Annotated in this window: 24 protein-coding genes; 15 read left to right on the plus strand and 9 right to left on the minus strand. The window is 64.9% G+C overall.

The window, feature by feature from the left end; translation table 11 throughout:
• Window position 1: 1 nt before the first annotated feature.
• The 12 genes from urtC to ACEN9T_RS14950 all read left to right on the plus strand — a co-directional run bounded on the left by urtC (window position 2) and on the right by ACEN9T_RS14950 (window position 10,026).
• Window positions 2-1,171, plus strand: a complete 1,170-nt coding sequence (gene urtC, locus ACEN9T_RS14895; RefSeq protein WP_413708128.1) for an urea ABC transporter permease subunit UrtC — start codon at window positions 2-4, stop codon at window positions 1,169-1,171.
• On the plus strand, window positions 1,168-2,019 hold the full coding sequence (gene urtD / locus ACEN9T_RS14900; RefSeq protein ID WP_009241045.1) for an urea ABC transporter ATP-binding protein UrtD: 852 nt from the start codon (window positions 1,168-1,170) through the stop codon (window positions 2,017-2,019). Before urtC ends, urtD begins: the two co-directional genes overlap by 4 nt.
• A 1-nt stretch (window position 2,020) precedes the next feature.
• Entirely contained in the window at window positions 2,021-2,713 is a 693-nt protein-coding gene (gene urtE / locus ACEN9T_RS14905) for an urea ABC transporter ATP-binding subunit UrtE (RefSeq protein WP_004630761.1), read from the plus strand.
• A gap of 90 nt (window positions 2,714-2,803) precedes the next feature.
• The gene (locus ACEN9T_RS14910; protein WP_413708129.1) at window positions 2,804-3,691 is read left to right on the plus strand and encodes an urease accessory protein UreD; all 888 of its coding nucleotides are present in this window, start codon (window positions 2,804-2,806) and stop codon (window positions 3,689-3,691) included.
• 79 nt (window positions 3,692-3,770) lie between these two features.
• On the plus strand, window positions 3,771-4,073 hold the full coding sequence (ureA, locus tag ACEN9T_RS14915; RefSeq protein WP_045206205.1) for an urease subunit gamma: 303 nt from the start codon (window positions 3,771-3,773) through the stop codon (window positions 4,071-4,073).
• Window positions 4,074-4,107: 34 nt separating this feature from the next.
• Window positions 4,108-4,725 (plus strand): HupE/UreJ family protein, encoded by a 618-nt coding sequence (locus tag ACEN9T_RS14920; RefSeq protein WP_413708130.1) that lies wholly within the window; start codon window positions 4,108-4,110, stop codon window positions 4,723-4,725.
• An 11-nt stretch (window positions 4,726-4,736) separates the two neighbouring features.
• A complete protein-coding gene (locus tag ACEN9T_RS14925) occupies window positions 4,737-5,042 on the plus strand; it encodes an urease subunit beta (protein WP_004630755.1) in 306 nt (101 codons plus the stop codon).
• 13 nt (window positions 5,043-5,055) lie between these two features.
• Window positions 5,056-6,774: an urease subunit alpha gene (gene ureC, locus ACEN9T_RS14930; RefSeq protein WP_413708131.1), complete on the plus strand. Its 1,719-nt coding sequence runs from the start codon at window positions 5,056-5,058 to the stop codon at window positions 6,772-6,774.
• A gap of 895 nt (window positions 6,775-7,669) precedes the next feature.
• Window positions 7,670-8,338, plus strand: a complete 669-nt coding sequence (ureE, locus tag ACEN9T_RS14935) for an urease accessory protein UreE (protein ID WP_413708132.1) — start codon at window positions 7,670-7,672, stop codon at window positions 8,336-8,338.
• Window positions 8,331-9,020, plus strand: a complete 690-nt coding sequence (locus ACEN9T_RS14940; RefSeq protein ID WP_413708455.1) for an urease accessory protein UreF — start codon at window positions 8,331-8,333, stop codon at window positions 9,018-9,020. The genes ureE and ACEN9T_RS14940 overlap by 8 nt, the downstream gene beginning before the upstream one ends.
• A gap of 11 nt (window positions 9,021-9,031) precedes the next feature.
• On the plus strand, window positions 9,032-9,658 hold the full coding sequence (gene ureG, locus ACEN9T_RS14945; RefSeq protein ID WP_009241038.1) for an urease accessory protein UreG: 627 nt from the start codon (window positions 9,032-9,034) through the stop codon (window positions 9,656-9,658).
• Between the two features lie 65 nt (window positions 9,659-9,723).
• A complete protein-coding gene (locus tag ACEN9T_RS14950; protein WP_413708133.1) occupies window positions 9,724-10,026 on the plus strand; it encodes a hypothetical protein in 303 nt (100 codons plus the stop codon).
• A gap of 109 nt (window positions 10,027-10,135) precedes the next feature.
• Here the strand turns inward: ACEN9T_RS14950 and ACEN9T_RS14955 are convergent, their stop codons facing one another.
• The 4 genes from ACEN9T_RS14955 to ACEN9T_RS14970 form a co-directional block, all read right to left on the minus strand.
• Window positions 10,136-10,795: a methyltransferase family protein gene (locus tag ACEN9T_RS14955; protein WP_413708134.1), complete on the minus strand. Its 660-nt coding sequence runs from the start codon at window positions 10,793-10,795 to the stop codon at window positions 10,136-10,138.
• Window positions 10,796-10,923: 128 nt separating this feature from the next.
• Window positions 10,924-11,616: a glutathione S-transferase N-terminal domain-containing protein gene (locus ACEN9T_RS14960; protein WP_413708135.1), complete on the minus strand. Its 693-nt coding sequence runs from the start codon at window positions 11,614-11,616 to the stop codon at window positions 10,924-10,926.
• A 169-nt stretch (window positions 11,617-11,785) separates the two neighbouring features.
• Complete coding sequence (locus ACEN9T_RS14965; RefSeq protein WP_045206214.1) at window positions 11,786-13,045, minus strand: acyl-CoA dehydrogenase family protein; 1,260 nt, start codon at window positions 13,043-13,045, stop codon at window positions 11,786-11,788.
• A 76-nt stretch (window positions 13,046-13,121) separates the two neighbouring features.
• The gene (locus ACEN9T_RS14970) at window positions 13,122-13,559 is read right to left on the minus strand and encodes a PaaI family thioesterase (protein WP_413708136.1); all 438 of its coding nucleotides are present in this window, start codon (window positions 13,557-13,559) and stop codon (window positions 13,122-13,124) included.
• 93 nt (window positions 13,560-13,652) lie between these two features.
• Here ACEN9T_RS14970 and ACEN9T_RS14975 point away from each other — a divergent pair, with 93 nt between their 5' ends.
• A complete protein-coding gene (locus ACEN9T_RS14975) occupies window positions 13,653-14,597 on the plus strand; it encodes a LysR family transcriptional regulator (RefSeq protein WP_045206216.1) in 945 nt (314 codons plus the stop codon).
• 52 nt (window positions 14,598-14,649) lie between these two features.
• Here ACEN9T_RS14975 and ACEN9T_RS14980 read toward each other — a convergent pair whose 3' ends face one another.
• Window positions 14,650-15,654, minus strand: a complete 1,005-nt coding sequence (locus ACEN9T_RS14980) for a LysR family transcriptional regulator (RefSeq protein ID WP_413708137.1) — start codon at window positions 15,652-15,654, stop codon at window positions 14,650-14,652.
• 120 nt (window positions 15,655-15,774) lie between these two features.
• On the opposite strand from ACEN9T_RS14980, the gene ACEN9T_RS14985 reads away from it, so the two are divergent.
• Both ACEN9T_RS14985 and ACEN9T_RS14990 read left to right on the plus strand, forming a co-directional pair.
• Complete coding sequence (locus ACEN9T_RS14985) at window positions 15,775-16,488, plus strand: SDR family oxidoreductase (RefSeq protein ID WP_413708138.1); 714 nt, start codon at window positions 15,775-15,777, stop codon at window positions 16,486-16,488.
• Window positions 16,485-16,889, plus strand: coding sequence for a glyoxalase (locus ACEN9T_RS14990; RefSeq protein WP_092969615.1), 405 nt, complete (start codon window positions 16,485-16,487; stop codon window positions 16,887-16,889). Before ACEN9T_RS14985 ends, ACEN9T_RS14990 begins: the two co-directional genes overlap by 4 nt.
• Before the next feature lie 10 nt (window positions 16,890-16,899).
• Here the strand turns inward: ACEN9T_RS14990 and ACEN9T_RS14995 are convergent, their stop codons facing one another.
• From ACEN9T_RS14995 to ACEN9T_RS15010, 4 genes are read right to left on the minus strand one after another with little or no spacing between them, the layout of a single operon-like run.
• A complete protein-coding gene (locus ACEN9T_RS14995) occupies window positions 16,900-17,988 on the minus strand; it encodes a phosphotransferase (protein WP_413708139.1) in 1,089 nt (362 codons plus the stop codon).
• A 38-nt stretch (window positions 17,989-18,026) separates the two neighbouring features.
• Complete coding sequence (locus ACEN9T_RS15000; RefSeq protein ID WP_092969619.1) at window positions 18,027-18,761, minus strand: histidine phosphatase family protein; 735 nt, start codon at window positions 18,759-18,761, stop codon at window positions 18,027-18,029.
• A 12-nt stretch (window positions 18,762-18,773) separates the two neighbouring features.
• Entirely contained in the window at window positions 18,774-19,553 is a 780-nt protein-coding gene (locus ACEN9T_RS15005; RefSeq protein WP_413708140.1) for an oxepin-CoA hydrolase, alternative type, read from the minus strand.
• 26 nt (window positions 19,554-19,579) lie between these two features.
• Entirely contained in the window at window positions 19,580-21,088 is a 1,509-nt protein-coding gene (locus ACEN9T_RS15010; protein ID WP_413708141.1) for a 3-hydroxyacyl-CoA dehydrogenase, read from the minus strand.
• Between the last annotated feature and the right edge of the window lie 41 nt (window positions 21,089-21,129).

Here is a 21,129-nt window from a genome sequence, read left to right on the forward strand (position 1 = left end):
TATGACGACGACCAAGTTCTCTCTCGATATTCCGGCGCGTATGCCGCTGCTGTCGCGGCGCGGGTGGTCTGCGCTGGTGCTCGTGTCGCTCATCGTGTGCATTGGCGCGCCGGTGTGCGCGCTGCTCGTGCCGGAGGGCAGCCCGCTGCATCTGTCGGCGTATGCGCTCACGCTCGTCGGCAAGATCATGTGCTACGCCCTTGCGGCGCTGGCGCTCGATCTGGTGTGGGGCTATTGCGGCATCCTCAGCCTCGGTCACGGCCTGTTCTTCGCATTGGGTGGCTATGGGATGGGCATGTACCTGATGCGCTCCATCGGCCGCGAAGGCGTGTACAAGAGCGATCTGCCGGACTTCATGGTCTTCCTCGACTGGAAGGAGCTGCCCTGGTTCTGGCACGGCACCGAGCACTTTGCGTGGGCCGCGCTGCTGGTGGTGCTGGTGCCCGGCGTGCTCGCGTGGCTGTTCGGTTTCTTCGCGTTCCGCTCACGCGTCAAGGGCGTGTACCTGTCGATCATCACGCAGGCGATGACGTACGCGGCCATGCTGCTGTTCTTCCGTAACGAGACGGGCTTCGGTGGCAACAACGGCTTTACGGATTTCAAGCGCATCCTGGGCTTCCCGATCTCCGCATTGCCAACGCGCACCGTGCTGTTCGTGGCGACGTTCGTGGCGCTCGTGGTGGCGTTCATCGCCTGCCGCGCCATCGTCACGTCCAAGTTCGGCCGCGTGGTCACCGCCATTCGCGATGCCGAAGCGCGCGTGATGTTCTCCGGCTACAACCCGCTCGGCTACAAGCTGTTCGTCTGGACGTTCTCCGCCGTGCTGTGCGGCATTGCGGGCGCGCTCTACGTGCCGCAGGTCGGCATCATCAACCCAGGCGAGATGTCGCCGGGCAACTCCATCGAGATGGCCGTGTGGGTGGCCGTGGGCGGGCGCGGCACGTTGATCGGCCCGATCATCGGCGCGTTCCTCGTCAACGGCGCCAAGACGTTGCTCACCGCATGGGTGCCGGAGTACTGGCTGTTTGTGCTCGGTGCGATCTTCGTGCTGGTGACGCTGTATCTGCCGAACGGCGTGCTGGGGCTGCTGGGCAAGCTGCGCATGAAAAAGCGCGCGCCCACGCCAGCCGAGGCGCATGAAGCCGCGACCGTCACCGGAGACCACGCATGAGCACGTTCACTGAACTCCCCGACCGCGCGGAGACCGGCACCGCCACCGGCATGGGCCACCTGGTCGAGCCGGACACGATCGACGTCTCGCACGGCGCCATCCTGTATCTCGAAGACGTGACGGTGCGCTTCGGCGGCTTTCGCGCATTGAACGCGCTCACGCTGTCGATCGACCACGGCGAACTGCGCTGCATCATCGGGCCCAACGGCGCGGGCAAGACCACGATGATGGACGTGATTACCGGCAAGACCGGGCCGCGCAATGCAGACGTCACCGGCCGCGTCTTCCTGGGCCAGACCATCGACCTGCTGCGCCTGACCGAGCCGCGCATCGCGCAGATCGGCATCGGCCGCAAGTTCCAGAAGCCGACCGTGTTCGAGCAGCACACCGTGTGGGAAAACCTGGAACTGGCCATGAAGGCCGACAAGCGCTGGTGGGTGTCGCTGCGCGCGCGTCTGCTGAACGACGGCCGCCAGCGCATCGAAGAAACGCTCGGCCGCATCCACCTGGAAGCGGAGGCCTATCGGCCCGCCGGGCTGCTCTCGCACGGCCAGAAGCAGCGGCTGGAGATCGGCATGCTGCTGATGCAGCAACCGCAACTGCTGCTGCTTGACGAACCGGTCGCCGGCATGACGGATGAGGAGACGATGCAGCTTGCAACGTTGCTCAATGGCTTGCGCGGCACGTGCTCGATCATGGTCGTGGAGCACGACATGGAGTTTGTCGCCGCGCTGGCGGGAGCAGAAGGGCGCGTGACCGTGCTGGCTGAAGGCAGCGTCCTGGCCGAAGGCACGCTCGATGCCGTCAAGCGCGATGAGCGGGTGATCGAATCCTATCTGGGGCGTTGATATGTTGCAGGTCCAACAACTGAACCAGTACTACGGCGGCAGCCACATCCTGCGCAACGTCAGCTTTGACGTCCCCACGGGCAAGCTCACCACGCTGCTTGGCCGTAACGGCGTGGGCAAGACGACGCTGCTCAAATGCTTGATGGGGGTGGTGCCCACCGCCAGCGGTGCGATCGATTGGGAAGGGCGCACCATCCAGAAGCTGCCCGCGTATGAGCGTGTCTCGCAGGGGCTCGCCTATGTGCCGCAGGGCCGCGAGATCTTCCCGCGCCTGACGGTGGAAGAGAACCTGCTGATTGGTGCGGCCGCCAAGCGCGCGCCCTCCAAGGTGCCCGATTCGATCTACGAGCTGTTTCCGGTGCTCAAAGAGATGAAGGGCCGACGCGGCGGCGACCTGTCCGGCGGCCAGCAGCAGCAACTTGCCATCGGCCGCGCGCTGATGAGCGAGCCGCGCCTGCTGATCCTGGATGAGCCGACCGAAGGTATCCAACCGTCGATCATCCAGGAGATCGGCCGCACGCTGCGCCGCCTCGTCGATGAGTTCGGCATGTCGGTGCTGCTGGTCGAGCAGTACTACGACTTTGCCCGCAGCATTGCCGACCGCTACGTCGTCATGAGCCGCGGCGAAGTCATCGCCCAGGGCGACGGCGCCAATATGGAAGCCGATGGCGTGCGTGATCTCGTGGCCGTTTGATGCCCCGGCGTTCCGGGGAAAAAGTCGAATGCCAAATCTGTGGCATCTGGCTATGATGAGAAAATTCCTAGCCGCCGTGCTGCCTTCCTGATGCGCCATCCCGATTTTCCTGTCCCGCCGCAGACCGATTCGTTCGCGTCCTGGGAAGCCTCGCTGCGCCTGGCGTTTGCACGGCGCGGTGAGCGCACCGTGCTGGCCACATGCCGGCATCAGGGGCCGCTGCGGGTGCAGAAGGCGCTGTATCCGGAAGGCGAGGGCGTCTGCCACGCCGTCATGCTGCATCCGCCCGCAGGCATTGCCGGCGGCGATGTGCTCGATATCGACATCGAACTCGGTGCCGATGCGCATGCGGTCCTGACCACGCCCGGCGCCACCAAGTGGTACAAGTCGCTCGGCCGCACGGCCACGCAGCGTGTTGCCATCCGCATGGATGCAGGCGCGCGGCTCGACTGGCTGCCGCAAGAGAACATCGTCTTCAACCAGGCCTGCCCGATCATCGACCTGGCGCTGGACCTGGCACCGGGCGCGACGGCCATCGGCTGGGACACCACCATGCTCGGCCGCCACGCCGCCGGTGAATCGTGGGCCGAAGGCCGCATCGTCATGCGCACCGCCTTGCGCTGCAACGGCCAGCCGCTGTGGATTGAATCGGCCGCCTTCGACACGCAGTCGCCCATGCTGAACGCGACGACGGGCATGGCCGGCTTCCACGTTGTCGGCACGCTCTGGGCCGTGGGCGAGGGCGCCACCGAAGCCCTGGCCGAATCGATGGCCGAGCACCTGCCGTACAACGACGACCTGCGCGCGGGCGTCACCTGCCTCACGCAAGATGCGCCCGGCCTGCCAAACGTTTTGTTGCTGCGCGTCCTTGCACGCCGGCCCGAAGATGCACGCGCCTTGTTGGCCCAGACGTGGCTGGCGCTGCGCGAACCGATGCATGGCGTGGCGGGCCGTCCGCTGCGCCTCTGGTCTACATGACGGCCACATGATGGCGACGTGACCTCGCATCGTCCGATCCGAACTGAACTGAATTGACCCTCACCGAAGAGAGCCCCTCGTGGAACTGACCCCGCGCGAAAAAGACAAGCTGCTGATCTTCACCGCCGCCTTGCTGGCCGAGCGCCGCAAGGGCCGCGGCCTCAAGCTCAACTACCCGGAAGCCGTCGCCTTCATCAGCGCCGCCATCATGGAAGGCGCACGCGACGGCAAGACCGTCGCCGAGCTGATGCACTACGGCACCACGCTCCTCACCCGCAATGACGTGATGGACGGGGTGGCCGAGATGATTCCCGACATCCAGGTCGAAGCCACGTTTCCGGACGGCACGAAGCTCGTCACCGTCCATCATCCGATTGTTTGAAGTCCGCACGCCACTCACCACTACGAGTCCTGCCATGACGCCTACTCTGTCTCGCTTCGTCCGGCCCGCTGCGGCCATTGCGCTCACGTTTGGCGCCTCCGTTGCCTTCGCTCACCCGGGGCATCCGGGCCATACCGCCGAGGGCAGCCTGCTTGCGGGGTTCCTGCATCCGCTCACCGGCGCAGATCACCTCCTGGCCATGGTGGCCGTGGGTGTATGGAGCGCGCTCGCCTCGCGCTCGGTGCGCGACGCATTGTGGGCGCCGATCGCCTTTGTCGCGTTGATGATCCTGGGTGCGCTGCTCGGCGCGGGCGGCGTGGCGGTGCCGATGGCCGAGCCGATGATCGCCGCATCGCTGCTGGTGTTCGGCCTGCTGATTGCCGCACGCGCCCAGCTGCCGACCTGGGAAGGTGCACTGCTGTGCGGCGCGTTCGCGCTGTTCCACGGCTATGCGCACGGCACGGAATTCCCCGCAGGCGCGCAAGCCATGTTCCCGTACTTCGTTGGCGGCTTTGCCGTGGCGACGGCGCTGCTGCATACCGCCGGTATCGGCGCGGGCTTTGCACTGAAGCCGCGTCTGGCATGGCTGGCGCGTCTGTCGGGTGTGGGCGTGGCGCTGTACGGTGCCGGCCTGCTGGCGGCGGCTGTCTGAAGGGGCGCGACATGATCCCCGGTGAACTCCTGCCGCAAGACGGCGATCTGGAACTCAACGCAGGCCGCCCCACGGTGACAGTCACGGTGGCCAACACGGGCGACCGCCCGGTGCAGATCGGCTCGCATTACCACTTCTATGAAGTCAATGATGCGCTGCGCTTTGACCGCGAAGCTGCGCGCGGCTTTCGGCTGAACATCGCCGCCGGAACCGCCGTGCGCTTCGAGCCGGGGCAGGAGCGCACGGTCGAACTCGTGGCGCTGGCCGGCGACCGCGTGGTCTACGGCTTTGCTGGACGCGTGATGGGCAAGCTTTGAGCGAGACACGGACATGACATTGAAGATCAATCGCCGCGCCTATGCGGAAATGTTTGGCCCCACGACCGGTGACCGCCTTCGCCTGGCCGACACCGACCTCATCGTCGAAGTCGAACGCGACTTCACCCTCTACGGCGAGGAAGTGAAATTCGGCGGCGGCAAGGTCATCCGCGATGGCATGGGCCAGAGCCAGCGCGAATCGAAAGACTGCGCCGACACCGTCATCACCAACGCGCTGATCATCGACCACTGGGGCATCGTCAAGGCCGACATCGGCCTGAAGCACGGCCGCATCTCGGCGATCGGCAAGGCGGGCAATCCGGACATCCAGCCCGGCGTGACGATCGTCATCGGCCCCGGCACCGAGATCATCGCGGGCGAGGGCATGATCGTCACCGCCGGCGGCGTCGACTCGCACATCCACTTCATCTGCCCGCAGCAGATCGACGAAGCGCTGAACAGCGGCGTGACCACGATGATCGGCGGCGGCACCGGCCCCGCCACCGGCACCTATGCGACCACCTGCACGCCGGGCCCGTGGTATATGCAGCGCATGCTGCAGGCCGCCGATGCCTACCCGATGAACATCGGCTTTCTGGGCAAGGGCAACGGCAGCCTCCCGGGCGCGCTGCGCGAGCAGATCGACGCGGGCGCCATCGGCCTGAAGCTGCACGAAGACTGGGGCTCCACGCCAGCCGCCATCGATTGCTGTTTGGGCGTGGCCGACGACACCGACACGCAGGTCGCCATCCACACCGATACGTTGAACGAGTCGGGCTTTGTCGAGGCCACCGTCGCCGCGTTCAAGGGCCGCACGATCCATACGTATCACACCGAAGGCGCGGGCGGCGGGCACGCGCCCGACATCATCCGCGTGTGCGGTGAATCCAACGTGCTGCCGTCGTCCACCAACCCGACGCGGCCGTTCACCGTCAACACGCTGGACGAGCATCTGGACATGCTGATGGTGTGCCATCACCTCGACGCGTCCATCGCCGAAGACATCGCCTTTGCCGAGAGCCGCATCCGCCGCGAGACGATTGCCGCCGAAGACATCCTGCACGACCTGGGCGCGTTCTCGATGATCTCCAGCGACTCGCAGGCCATGGGGCGCGTGGGCGAAGTCGTGCTGCGCACCTGGCAGACCGCTCACAAGATGAAGGTGCAGCGCGGCAAGCTGGCCGGAGACCCGAACGATGCGCGCGGCGGGCATGACAACTTCCGCGTCAAGCGGTACGTGGCCAAGTACACGATCAACCCCGCGCTCACGCACGGCATCGCACATGAAGTGGGCTCGGTTGAAGTCGGCAAGTGGGCCGACCTCGTGCTGTGGAAACCGGCGTTCTTTGGCGTGAAGCCGAGCCTGATCCTGAAGGGCGGGATGATTGCCTCTGCGGCGATGGGCGATGCGAATGCGTCGATCCCGACGCCGCAGCCGGTGCACTATCGGCCGATGTTTGGGGCGGCGGGTGGGGCGTTGGGGCGGACGTCGTTGACGTTCCTGTCGCAATCGGCTGCTGCGGCTGGCGTGGCGGAGCAGTATGGGTTGGCCAAGACCACGGCGGTGGTCAAAGGCACGCGTACTGTGAGCAAGGCGGACATGATTCATAACGACTGGCGGCCTGACATTACTGTGGATCCGGAGACGTATCAGGTGGTGGCGGATGGGACGGTGTTGACTTGTGAGCCGGCGGAGGTGTTGCCGATGGCGCAGAGGTATTTTTTGTTCTAGCTGGTGGGGTGGGGTTGGGCTCTATTCTTTTGTTGTTGGTCCATCCCTGTTTCGTACCCTGCCGGGCACGACCTACTTTTCTTTGTCTTGCCAAAGAAAAGTAGGCAAAAGAAAGGCGCGCCCGAGATGGCGAAAGACTCCTTGGATTTGTGTCGCGGGGAGGGAAGGGAGGCAAACTCGCTGCGCTCAGACAGGCCTCCCTTCTTGATCCTCCCCGCAACAAAAATCCAAGGCGCCATCTAGGGCAGGAACGTCAAAGGACACACCGGCGGGGAACGGAGGTGGGCGCCGGGGCTCGGCGAGTGCAAGTGCAAGTGCAAGTGCAAGTGCAAGTGCGTGGGACGCTTCGAAACGTAAAACGGAGTAGCGCGCAGGCAGAAGATTGTGTGCTTGACCCCTGCCCTAGATGGCGCCTTGAATTTTCGTAAGCGGGCGGAAAAAAGACGGGAAACTGTCTGAGCGAAGCGAGTTTTTCCCGTCTCCGCCCGGTTACGAAAATTCAAGGGATGGGTCGCCATCTCGGGCGCGCCTTTCTTTGCTTACTTTCTTTGGCAAGACAAAGAAAGTGAGTCGCCCCCGGCAGGGGGTGAAATAAGCGATGCGCTGTCGCGCCGAGATCAAAACTCCACGCTTGGGGATCAGAACTCGCCGTTTGGAGATCAGAACTCGACACTTGAAGTTCCGAACCCGGTGCTTGGAGTCCAGGAACCCGACGCTTGAGGTTCTGAACTCCACGTTTGGAGTTCCGAGCCCGGAGTTTGGAGTTCAGAACCCGACGTTTGCAGTTCAGAACTCCACGCTTGAAGCTCCGAACCCGGTGCTTGCAGTTCAGAACTCAGCGCGTGGAGTCCAGAACCCCGAGCTTCATAGTTGGATGACGAATTAGGTCCTAAAGATGCTTTCCATCAACAAACACCTCCCCGCGCCACATGGCCTGGCCTCCGTGCTGGTCAAGCGTGCGCCCAAGCTGGTGCTGCCATTCCTGGAGCGCAGCCGCAGCCGCCTGCGCGTCACCCTCGACGATGGCCGTGACGTGGCCGTCGTACTGCCGCGCGGCACTGTCATGCGTGGCGGTGACGTGCTGGTTGCTGAAGACGGCACGCTGGTCGAAGTGCAGGCCGCACCTGAGCAAGTCCTGCGCGTGACGGGCGACAACCGCCTCGCCTTGATGCGCGCTGCCTACCACCTCGGCAATCGCCACACGCCCGTGCAGGTCAGTGCAGATGCACTGCAGCTCGAAGCCGATCCGGTGCTCGAAGACATGCTGGTCCGCCTGGGTGTGACCGTCGCGCATGTGGAGGCGCCGTTCGAGCCCGAGGCAGGCGCCTATGGCGGCGGCCATCGTCACGGCCACGATGCGACGTTCGAAGAGGACTACGCGGCCGCGCAGGCGCTGTACCACGAGCATCACGGGCACGATCACGGGCACTCGCATGATCATGACCATGCCCACGCGCATAGCCACGACCACGCGCACGACCACGCGCATGGTCACGACGACGGTCACGACGACGGCCATGTCCACGGGCCCGGTTGCGGCCATCACCACCCTCACCATGACTAACGCGGCGCAGCTCACCGCCTTGCTGCATCTCGCGTCCCCCGCGCTGCCGGTGGGCGCGTTCAGCTATTCGCAGGGGCTGGAAGCGGCGGTGGACGTACGGCACGTGGCGGATGAAGCGTCGGCTGCGGCGTGGATTGCCGAGGGCCTCGACGTGCTGGCCGCCTGCGAGGCACCGCTGTGGCTGTTGCAGTTCGCTGATTGGCAGGCAGGCCGCTTCGATGCCGTGGCCGAGCGCGATGCGTGGTTTCTCGCCACCCGCGAGACACGCGAGCTGCGGCTCGAAACGTCGCAGATGGGCTGGTCGCTCAATCGGCTCATCCAGCAGATGGAATGGGGCGATGACGCACTGCGCGGTGCCTTGGCCGCGCGCGCTTCAGTGACGTTTCCGACGGCCTTTGCCGCCGCCGCTGCCGCACTGAATGTCGACCCGCGCGACGGCGTGACGGCGTATTGCTTTGCCTGGGTGGAAAACCAGATGGCGGCGGCAGTGAAGGCCGTGCCGCTCGGGCAGGCTGCGGGGCAACGGATTCTCTTTGGCCTGCACGCAGCGGTAGCGCGTGCGGTGGAAGAGGCTACGCGGCGTGCGGCCTGTCATCCGCCTGAACTGTCTACGTTTTCGCCAGGGCTGGGCGTGTTGTCTGCGCGGCATGAAACACAATACTCACGACTCTTTCGATCCTGAACCTGATCAACATGCGAACCAAGAAACTTCCTGCCCTGCGCGTTGGCGTGGGCGGCCCGGTGGGCTCCGGCAAGACCACGCTGCTCGAAATGCTCTGCAAGGCCATGCGAGAGCGCTATGACCTGGTGGCCATCACCAACGACATCTACACGAAGGAAGACCAGCGGCTGCTGACCATCTCCGGCGCGTTGCCGGCCGAACGGATCATGGGCGTCGAAACGGGCGGCTGCCCGCACACGGCCATCCGCGAAGATGCGTCGATCAACCTCGAAGCGGTGGATCGCATGCTGTCCAAGTTTCCAGATGCGGATGTGGTCTTCATCGAGTCGGGCGGTGACAACCTCGCGGCGACCTTCAGCCCCGAGCTGTCGGACCTGACGATCTACGTGATCGATGTGGCGGGTGGGGAGAAGATCCCGCGCAAGGGCGGCCCGGGCATCACCAAGTCGGACCTGCTCATCATCAACAAGACGGACCTGGCGCCGTATGTGGGGGCGTCGCTGGAAGTGATGGAAAGCGACACCCGCAAGATGCGCGGCGATCGGCCGTTCGTGATGTGCAATCTGCGGGCGCAGGGCGGGTTGGATGAAGTGATCCGCTTTATTGAGAAGCAGGGGATGCTGACGGCGGCTGCCTGATGCAGGGCACTTGCAGAGACTGCACTGAGTCAAAAACACTGACGCGCGCGTTGCGGAGGTGAGTGATGAAGACGCTGCATGCTGCGGTGCTGATGACGGTGGTCTTGGGCGCAGCCGCCTGCGCGCCGACCATCGTCGGGCCGTATTACACGATGGATGTGCGGCTGGCGGACGGGAAACCCGTGCGGTGTGCGGTCAATCAACCGGTGCGCTTGCCGAGCCCGCCGCCGGAGCCGCTGACAGCGCGCGAGCGTAACGAGGCCGAAGTGCTGGCGACGCAGCCGCTGCGGTTGCAGACGGGGCCGCGGTCGCCGTATCCGACGGTCTACACCGCGCCGGACGTGCAGTGCTTCGCATTGCCCCGGTAATGCGATCAGGCGTCTTCCGTGAGGTCGCGTCAGAGCGCCTGCGCCACCGGGCCAACCGGGCGCGCACGCAATCGCGCGGCAACGATGTCGAGCCTGGTGGTGGACGGCGTCAGTAGAGTCCGGGAATGAGGCGCCACGTCCGGGCGCGGTACGCGTCGTACTCCGCGCCGAACTGCGATTGCAGCAGGGCTTCTTCGGCACGCATGCGCGCCCCCAGGGGTGGGATCAGCAGGAGCGTCAGCACCACACCGGCTACTGCCCGGAAGGCTAGCCCCCAGCCCAGCGTGCCGATCAGCAACCCCAGGTAGCTCGGGTTGCGCACGTATTGGTAGATGCCGCCGGTCACGAGCGTATGGCCGGGCTGGATCGCGACCAGTCCGCTGAATCGATTGCCCAGCACGACCACCGGCCACACACGCAACGCGCCACCTGCGGCGTAGAGCACCACGCCCAGCCAACGTACGGCATCGCCATCGATGCACCAGAGGTTGAGCCGGTCCGTGTACGCCGGCAGCCATGCACTGGCGAAGCCGATCACGCCAAACACCGGCAGCACCCAGCGGTTGGATCGATCTTCACGTTCTCCGGGGCTGAGGTTGCCGCCGGCAAGCAGCGCGGCGATGGCCAGCAACACGGTGATCACCACAAGTGCGACCCGCGCGGGGTGGGCAAGGAACGCGCCCACGCCACCCCAACCGAGCGCGGCAAGGCCGAGATAAACCACGATGGACACCGCAGCCGCGAGGCCCATTTTGAGTGAGGCTGCCATAGCGTTTGTGCACGAACGCGTGAGTGAGGTGAAGCCAGTGTAGGCCGCTCGCCAGCGCGCCGCATTGACGACCTCCAAAAGAAAAAGGCCGCATCACACGGCCTGTTTTCCGATGCGAAGAAGCGGAATCAGCGCCGCTCGTACTGCGTCGCGCCGAAGAGGATTTCCTTCGCCTTGTCGTCCTGCACAGCCGGCCGTTCGTTGGCCAGCACCTTCACCGCGCGCTGCACGGCGGGGCGTTCTTCAATGGCTTCGAACCAGCGCTGCAGCTTCGGGAAATCCGACAGCTCGATCCCCTGGTTCTTCCAGCTGCGCAGCCAGGGCCACGTCGCCATATCGGCGATGGAGTAATCCGCGCCACCGAGGAATTTCGATTCGCTCAGGCGCTTGTCGATCACGCCGTACAGGCGCCTGGCTTCGTTCGTGTAGCGGTTGATCGCGTACTCGATCTTCTCGGGCGCATAGATGCGGAAGTGGTGCGCCTGGCCGAGCATCGGGCCGACACCGCCCATCTGGAACATCACCCATTGCAGCACTTCGTATTTGCCGCGCACGTCGTCGGGCATGAACTTGCCCGTCTTGCCCGCGAGGTACAGCAGGATCGCGCCCGATTCGAACAGCGAGATCGGTTTGCCGTCCGGGCCGTCCTGATCGACGATCGCCGGGATCTTGTTGTTGGGGCTGATCTTGAGGAAGTCGGGCTTGAACTGGTCGCCGGCGCCGATGTTGATGCCGTGAACGCGGTAAGGCAGCCCGCATTCTTCCAGCATGATGTGCACTTTGTGGCCGTTGGGTGTGGCCCAGCTATAGACGTCGATCATCGAGGTGGCTCCTTGGCTTCTGGCCGGGAAGAGATTTGCAGGCCACCAGCAGCCTGCAAAGTGTTCCATTCCAGCACAGAACCGAAAAGCGCGCAGACGCCGCGCCGAGGCGAAAAAAATCCCCGCTCAAGGCGGGGTTAAGGAGTGAACGGTACAGCCGTGCCGCAGGTCAGGAGCCGCGTGTGACCGGCATGTCGGCAACGTCCTTCAGGTGCAGATGCTTGGCCAGTTCGAGCTTGGCGATGGCTGCGCGGTGCACTTCGTCCGGGCCGTCGGCCAGGCGCAGCGTGCGCTGGTGTGCGTAGGCCGAAGCCAGCGGGAAATCACCCGACACGCCGCCGCCGCCGTGTGCCTGGATCGCCCAGTCGACGATCTGGCAGGCGATGTTCGGAGCCACGACCTTGATCATCGCGATCTCGGCCTTGGCGACCTTGTTGCCGACGGTGTCCATCATGTACGCGGCCTTGAGCGTCAGCAGGCGGGCCTGTTCGATCATGCAGCGGGCTTCGGCAATGCGTTCGTGCCAGACGCTGTGCTGCGCGATGGCCTTGCCGAATGCGATGCGCGAACTCAAGCGCTTGCACATCAGTTCGAGCGCGCGCTCGGCGACGCCGATGCTACGCATGCAGTGGTGGATGCGGCCCGGGCCCAGGCGGCCTTGTGCGATCTCGAAACCGCGGCCTTCGCCCAGCAGGATGTTGCCTACCGGCACGCGTACGTCTTTCAGGTCGACTTCCATGTGGCCGTGCGGCGCATCGTCGTAACCGAACACCGACAGCGGACGCATGACGGTGATGCCCGGCGCATTGGCCGGCACCACGATCATCGATTGCTGCTCGTGGCGGCCGGCATCGGGGTTGGTCTTGCCCATGACGATGTAGACGGCGCAGCGCGGGTCGCCAGCGCCCGACGACCACCACTTGCGGCCGTTGATGACGTATTCGTCGCCCTGGCGCTCGATGCGGCATTCGATGTTGGTGGCGTCCGACGAGGCCACGGCCGGCTCGGTCATCAGGAAGGCCGAGCGGATCTCACCGCGCAGCAGCGGCTCCAGCCAGCGGTCTTTCAGTTCTTCCGAGGCGTAGCGCTCCAGCGTTTCCATGTTGCCGGTGTCGGGCGCGGAGCAGTTGAACACCTCGGGCGCCCAGGGCACGCGGCCCATGATCTCGCACAGCGGCGCGTATTCGAGGTTCGACAGCCCTTCGGGGGCGCGCGGCGAACGCGGCAGGAACAGGTTCCAGAGCCCGGCCTTGCGTGCCAGCGGCTTGAGTTCTTCGATGACCTTGGTGGGAATCCACGCGTTGCCGGCACGGCGGTTGGCTTCGACTTCTTCGTGGAAGCGGTGCTCGTTCGGATAGATGTGCTGATCAAAGAATTCGAGCAGGCGTGCCTGCATTTCCTTGACCTTGGGCGTGTAATCGAAATTCATGGTGTCTCCTCAGTACATCGAACAAGCGCCTCGAACGGGCAACCAGCAACTCAGTTCAGACGGGCTCGGCCATCCGTCAAATACGTCCGCCTAGCACGGCAAATACGGCACTCGCGCGCGCAATCAACCGGTCGCCGCGATGGAAGAGCGCCTGCGCAAAGGCCAGCTTGCTGCCCGTGCGCAATCCTTCCGGGGTGATCTCGATCCAGTCGCCTTCTCCGGCAGAGGCGATGAAATCCACCGTCAGGCTGGCGGTCGACATGGCCAGCGCGCCGCCGGTGCCTTCGCCGGGTTCGGCCAGGCAATAACCGAGCGCCGCATCGGCCAGCGATGCCACCACGCCGCCATGCAGAATGCCGCGCCGGTTCAGGTGGTGATGCTGTATGTGAAAACCCATCACCATCGACGCGCCCATCCCCTTGGCATACACCGGCCCCAGCATCGTCAGGAAAGGGCTCGGCTTGTTCAGCAGAACAAAGCCCGGGGGAATGGCGAGATCGGGGGGTGTGGTCATGGCGCGTGGCGCAACTCCCAAGTGGTGTCCGCAGAATAAGCCTTCGCCTACAATAAGAGAAATGAATTTAGTAGATTACAGTCCATCAATACCATGCATATTTCCCGGGTCGACCTGAACCTGTTTGTCGTCTTCGATGCGATCTACACGGAGGGCGGCATCACGGCGGCCGCACGCACGCTCAACCTGACGCAGCCCGCCGTAAGCCACGCGCTGGGGCGATTGCGCGAGCTGTTTGACGACCCGCTGTTCGAGCGGCGCGGGCAAGGCATGGTGCCGACGCCGCTGGCGCGCACGCTCATCGCCGAGGTGCGCAGCGCACTGCAGGGCTTCGAGCGCACTTTGCGCGAAGGCACGCGTTTCGACCCCGCCACGAGCGAGCGCCGCTTCACGTTGTCGATGCGCGATGCGCTGGAAGCCACACTGCTGCCGCCGCTCATGGCCGCCATTGCCAAGGAGGCGCCGCGCATCGACGTGACGACCGTGCGTGGAGACCGCCGCCAGCTCGAAACCGAGTTGCTGGCGGGCACCATTGATGCGGCTGCGGACATTCTGCTGCCGGCATCTCCGGCCATTCGGCATGCGCCGCTGCTGACCGACCCGATGGTGGTGCTGGCGCGCCCGGGCCACCCCATCGCAAATGCGCCGTTGACGCTGGAGCGCTATCTGGCGTGCGAACACGTGCATGTGTCGTCCCGGCGTCGCGGGGCAGGGCTGGAAGATGTGGAGTTGCGCCGGCTCGGCCATGAGCGGCGCGTGCGGCTGCGTTGCCAGCATTACCCGGCCGCCTGCCGCGTGGTGAGCTGCACGGATCTGCTCGCCACATTGCCGATCCGCTACGCGCGCATCGCCAATGAGCCGTATGGCAACGTGATGCTGCCGCTGCCGTTCAACGTGCAGCCGCTGGAGCTGTACCTGTACTGGCACACCAACAGCGACCAGGACGCCGCCAGCCGCTGGCTGCGCGATCACGTATTCGCCGCAATGGCGGAGGTGGCGCTGGATGACGCGGTGGCCGCATTCGCCGATGGGCGTTGACGAACGCAGAAGCGGACGCAATCAGCGCCGCCGCAACATCCAATAAGAATGCCTACGTATTCACCGCGACGGCCGACTTGGCTTTGGTGGCCTTGACCGGCTTGGGCGATGTCGTTGCCGCCGTTGCCGCCGTTGCCGCCGTTGCCGACGGGAACGGGTAACGCGCGCTGAACTCCGCAAAGCGTGCGGCAAGAAAGTCCGAGCAGGCCGTCAGCCGCGCTGGTCGATGGCGGCGCGCAAGGGCGACAAGCTGCAGCGGCGTGGGTGCATGGCTCCATGCCGGCAATGCCACCTCCAACCGGCCGGCGCTCACGTCTTGCGCTACATCCAACCATGATTTGAACGCTAGGCCACGCCCCGCGATCGCCCAGTCGCGCACCACGGCGCCGTCGTCGCATTGGAAATCGCCGCGCACGTCGATCGGGGCGGGGCCGCTGGCGTGCGTGAGTTGCCAGCGCGTGACGGGCTCGCCGTTGCGCAGGAGGATCAGGCAGCGGTGGTCGGCAAGGTCGCTCGGGTGTGCGGGCCGGCCATGCTGTTTGAAATACGACGGCGCGCCCACGATCACGCGTGGATGCGACGCCAACGGCCGCCGCACGAGCGCCGAATCCTGCAGATGCCCGTAGCGCAGCGCGAAGTCGAGGTCTTCGCGCATCAGATCGGCCAGCCGGTCACCGAGCACCAGCGTGATGCGCACACCGGGGTGCTCATCGCAGAAGGCATCGAGCCATGGGCGCAGGATGTGTCGCCCTAGGTCGGATGTGGCTGCAATGCGGATGGGGCCAGACAGCTCGGTGCGATCCTGCCCCAGGCTTTCTGCACCTTCGTCCAGCGCCTCCAGCGCCTGTCTTGCATAGCCTAGATAGCGCTGACCGGCTTCAGTCGGCCGCATGCTGCGTGTGGTGCGCTCGAACAGGCGGGCGCCGAGTTCGGTCTCCACGCGCTTGAGCGCCGCGCTGGCGGTGGCGGGCAGCCAGCCGAGCTGACGCGCGGCGGCGGAGAGGTTGCCGGCGTCAGCAATGCGCACCAGCAGGCGGAGGTCGTCGAGGGCGATCATTGTCAAAGCAGATTTGGAGAATCATCAAAGCATAGCCAGATTATCTTGCTTTTGTTTGATGAAAAAATGGCCCCAGTCGATTGACGGTTTTTTTGTTTCTCTTCTCAAAGGAGCATTGGCATGACTTCGAAGACCTTGCAGGATCAGTCCGTGGTGGTGTTGGGCGGTACGGCCGGTATTGGCCAGGCGGTGGCGCACGCGGCGGCAGCCGAGGGGGCGCGCGTGACGGTGCTGGGGCGCTCGGCCAAAGCGACGGACGGCACGCACGGCATTGCTGTCGACGCGAACGACACGGCGTCGCTGGGCAGCGCGCTGGCGCAGGCAGCCCAGTTGTCGCCCAGTGGCAAGATCGATCACCTTGTCATCACCATCGGCTCGCGCACGAGCCCGCCGCCGTTTGCTTCGCTGCAGCGTGCCGATCTTGAGCAGGCCTTCGGCACCAAGTTGTTTGCCGCACTGATGGCGGTGCAGGCTGCGTTGCCGTATCTGGCGGAACGCGCATCGATTACGCTCACCTCGGGTCTGCTCTCGCGCAAGGCAACGGCAACCGGCTTGCTGCGTGGCTCGATCAATGCTGCAGTGGAAGCCGCCGCCAAGAACCTGGCGAAGGAACTCGCACCGCGCCGCGTCAACGTGATCAGCCCGGGCGTGGTGGATACGGAAGTGTGGGGCGCGCCAGCCGATCGGCAGGCCATGCTCGCACGCATCGGCAGCGGCTTGCCGGTCGGCCGTGTCGGCACGCCGGAAGACCTTGCCCAAGGCTATCTGCTGGCCTTGACCAACGGCTTCATGACCGGCGCCATCATCGACATTGAAGGAGGTGGTTTGCTATGACGACTGACAGTGATTGGACCTTCGACCACGTGAACTTTCACGTGGCAGGAGATGCGCCCATCCTGAAATTCTTCGCCGATGTGCTTGGCTGGAAACCGGGGCCGCGCCCGGCGTTTCCGTTTCCCGGCACGTGGCTGTACCAGAACGACGATGCGCTGGTCCACCTCGTGACGCAGGAGGGCGACACGCCGGAACTGGTGTTCTCGCACATCGCGTTCCGCACCGGGAAGGACGCGGCCGATGTGCTGGCCGCCGTGCGCGAGAGTGGCGTGCCGCACCAGGTCAGAAAACACCCCGCGCGGCCTGCCGCACAGATCTTCGTGCAGTTGCCGGGCGGGGTGGTGCTGGAGCTGGAAGCGCCAATGTCCGGTCCGCTGGAAGCGGCGCGCGAGTACGAGTAAAGCCGCGGCGTCAGGCGCCGGCCTGCTGCGCGTACTTCCAGCCCAGTTCGGCCATCGGGCGGGCGCGTTTGCCTGCCTCCAGCGCCTGTGCCGAAGACGCCGTGCCATCCACCACGCGCTTCATGATCCCCTGCAGGATGCCGGCAATGCGGAACATGTTGTAGGCGAGGTAGAAGTTCCAGTCGCCCGTGATGCGGCGGCCGGTGCGTTCTTCGTATTGGCGGATGTACTCGGCTTCGGTGGGAATGCCCAGTGCCGCGAAGTCCAGACCCGCCACGCCGCGGAACTGCCCCGGCTCGATGTGCCAGCTCATGCAGTGGTAGCTGAAATCGGCCAGCGGATGGCCGAGCGTTGACAGCTCCCAGTCGAGGATGGCCAGCACGCGCGGCTCGGTCGGGTGGAAGATCAGGTTGTCGAGCCGGTAGTCGCCGTGGACGATGCTGGTGATTTCCTCGGCTTCCTGCGGCACGTGCTTGGGCAGCCATTCGATCAGGTTGTCCATGGCCGGAATCGACTCGGTTTCCGACAGCTTGTACTGCTTGCTCCAGCGCTCGATCTGACGCGCGAAATAGTTGCCGGGTTTGCCGTAATCGGCCAGGCCGATGGCGGCGTAGTCGACGGTGTGCAGTGCTGAGATGACGCGGTTCATCTCGTCATAGATGGCGGTGCGCTCGGCGGGCTCCATGCCGGGCAGGGCCTGATCCCACAGCACGCGGCCCTGGACGAATTCCATGATGTAGAAGGCGCGGCCGATCACGGCTTCGTCTTCGCACAACGCGAACATCTTGGCGACGGGCACGTCGGTCTTGGCCAGTGCATCCATCACCCGGTACTCGCGTTCGATCGCGTGTGCGGACGGCAGCAGCTTCGCCTTCGGACCGGGCTTCGCGCGCATCACGTACGTGCGCGACGGCGTGATCAGCTTGAACGTCGGGTTCGACTGGCCGCCCTTGAATTGCTCAACGGTGAGCGGGCCGGCAAAGCCTTCAACGTGTTCGCGCATCCACGCCTCTAGCGCGCCGATGTCGAACTTCTGCTGATCCGCTACCGGGCGCGTGCCCTCGAACGCCGAGAAATCCTGCTGGTCCGTTTGTGCCATGGGTGTGTCTCCGAATCTTGTTGTGTATCGAGGAAAGTTCAGGTCGGTTGGCGATGGCGAAGGTATTGCTGCAGCAGCACTTCCATCGTCGTGAGTCGTGAGCCGACATGCGTTGGCGAAGGCGCCGAAAAATTGCTCATGCGCAGCACCCAGTCGGTCGGGGCCTCGCCAACATCGAGCACGTTGATGCAGCCGGCGGTTTGCGCGAGGCTGCCGAAGAACACGCGCTCGCCGCCGGTGATGGCGTGCGAGAGGATCGCGCGGTTGGTGCCGCCATGCAGCACCAGCAGTACGGTGTCCCAGTCGGTTTGCGCGCGCAACTGGGCGATTGGCGGAATCACCCGGTCAAGAAATTCGCCGATGCTCTCACCGTTGAGGAAGCGCCGGTCTTCCGACACCGTGCCTTCAAACGCGCCGATGAACGCTTGCGCGAGTTCATGCTCGGGAATCTCCGCCAGCTTGCCGCCGCGGATTTCCTGCAGCTCGGGCCAGTGTTCAAGCGCGATGCCGCGTTCCTGCATCGCGGGCATCTCGGCCAGCACACGCTGCGCGGTTTCCACCGTGCGCGGTAGGCCGCTGACGATCACGCGGTCGAAGACGATGTTTTCTGCGGCGAAGATTTTGCCTGCAGCGGTGGTTTGGCTGCGGCCGAGTTCGTTCAGCGGTACGGCTTCGGGCGACGGAACGGGGCGGCCGGTTTCGTCGAAGTACGTCACGGCGCCATGACGCATCAGATAGATGCGGCGACGCTGGGGTGTCGGGAAGGGAACCATGCGAGCCGGAAATTAGCGATATTGAGGTTTGCGCTTTTGCAGGAACGCCGAGATGCCTTCGTTGCCGTCGGCGTGGTGCAGCGCTTCGACAAAGCTGAGCTGCTCGGCCTTGAGGTGATCGTGCAGCGAGGCGTCTTCAGCGTGGGTGATCAGACCCTTGATCCGGCCTACCGCATGCGGTGATTGCGCTGCGAGTTTTTCCGCCAGCGCCAACGCCTGGTCCAGCGCCTCGCCGGGTTTGACCACTTCGTTGACGAGGCCGAAGTGCGCCAGCCGCTCCGCGCCAACGGGCTTGCCGAGCATGATGATTTCGCTCGCCAGCGGGCGCGGCAGGAAGCGCGCGATGTGCCAGGAGCCGCCGCCGTCCGGCGTGAGCGCCACGTTCACGTACGCCATCACGAACTTCGCATCCGACGCGGCAATCGCAAAGTCGCACGCCAGCACCAGCGAGAAACCTGCGCCGGCTGCCGGGCCTTCCACTGCGGCAATCACCGGCTTGGGAAACGTGCGGATCGTCTCGATCCAGTGGTTGAGCGCGTCGATGCCTTCTTCCTGAACGCTTCTCGGTTTGCTCCGGTTTTCCAGCAGGCGGTTCAGGTTGCCGCCCGCACAGAAGGCATTGCCTGCGCCCGTGAAGATGACGGCGCGGATCTCGTTGTCGGTGACGGCGCGGTCTAGCGCTTCCATCGACGCGGTGTACATCACGGGGTCCAGCGCGTTGCGCGCGTCAGGGTTGGACAGCGTCAGCACCAGCGTCGAACCGATGCGTTTGGAGAGCAATTGCGCGGTCATGGCGGCCTCGTCAGGGTAAGCGGCAATCAGGCATCAAGCGTGAGCAGCGACATGCCCAGACGGGCACGGCGCAGCAGCCACGGGCTCGGGCGATAACGCGGGTCGCCATAGAGCGTGTAGAGGTTTTGCAGGACTTCCAGAATGGCGTTCGCGCCTAGCGTATCGCCGAGTGCCAATGGCCCTTGCGGGTAACCGAGCCCCAGCGTGACGGCCAGATCGATGTCCGTGGGCGTGGCAATGCGCTGCTGAGCGATGTCGCACGCGATGTTGACGATGCAGGCCACGATGCGTTGCGCGACAAACCCACCGGAATCGCGGATCACCGTGACGGGTACGCCGTCGGACGCGAGCAAGCCGTGTGCGGCATCGCGGTAGGCCGCATCTGTGGCGGGTGTCGTCATCAGCGTGCGGCGCTTGGTGGCGGCAAACGGATAGAGCGTGTCGAGCGCGACTGTGCGGCGTGCGTCAAGGCCCTCGGCGGCCACGCAGGCCGTGGCATCAAGCCCGCGCGGCGTGACGATGATCAGTGCATCGGCGGACGGTTTGGAACCGGCTTCGGGCGTGATGCCCAGATCGAGCAACAGGCGCTGCGCCGCGGCGTGGCCGGCGTCATGCGCGCGGCTGATCCACACCGAAGATGGGCGCGCAGACGGTACTGGCGCCTCAGCGGGGATCTGCTTCTGTCCTTCCGGATAGCGGTAGAAACCTTCGCCCGTCTTGCGGCCCAGGATGCCGCCCGCAAAGCGCACCGCCGTGATCTGCGACGGACGATAGCGCGGCTCGTCGTAGAACTGGCGGTAGACCGATTCCATTACCGGATGCGAGACATCCAGCCCTGTGAGGTCCATCAACTCGAACGGCCCCATGCGGAAGCCCGCCTGCTCGCGCATGATGGCGTCGATGTCCGCATACGCCGCCACACTTTCCTGGGCCACGCGCAGGCCCTCGGTATTCATGCCGCGCCCGGCGTGGTTGACGATGAAGCCCGGCATGTCGATGCAGCGCACGGCGCTGTGCCCCATGCGCTTGGCGAGTGCGGCCAGGGCGTCACCGGTGGCGGGCGCGCTGCGCAGGCCGTCGATGACTTCGACCACCTTCATCAGCGGCACCGGGTTGAAGAAGTGGAAACCCGCGACGCGTTCGGGGTGCTTGCATGTCGCGGCAATCGCAGTGATCGACAGCGACGATGTATTCGACGCCAGGATCGCATCCGCGCGGACGATGTTTTCGAGCTGACGGAAGAGGTCGCGTTTGACGTCCAGCTTCTCGACGATGGCCTCGACCACGAGATCGCAGTCCGCCAGATCGGTGAGCGCGCCTGCAGGAACGAGCCGCGCGACGGTGGCGTCGGCTTCCTCCGCCGTCATCTTGCCCTTGGCGGCCAACTTGGCGAGCGTATCGGCTAGTGCAGTGCGCGCCGCTTCCACGGCTTGCGGGTTGGCGTCGAACAGCTTGACGCGCAAACCTGCCTGGGCCGCGATCTGCGCAATGCCGCGCCCCATGGCGCCCGTGCCCACAATCCCGATAGTCTGCATATGAAATCCGCTGCGATCGAAAGAAGTCTGGCTAAAATAGC

This window comes from Ralstonia sp. Ralssp110 (assembly GCF_047325135.1).
Taxonomy (GTDB): Bacteria; Pseudomonadota; Gammaproteobacteria; order Burkholderiales; family Burkholderiaceae; genus Ralstonia; species Ralstonia mojiangensis.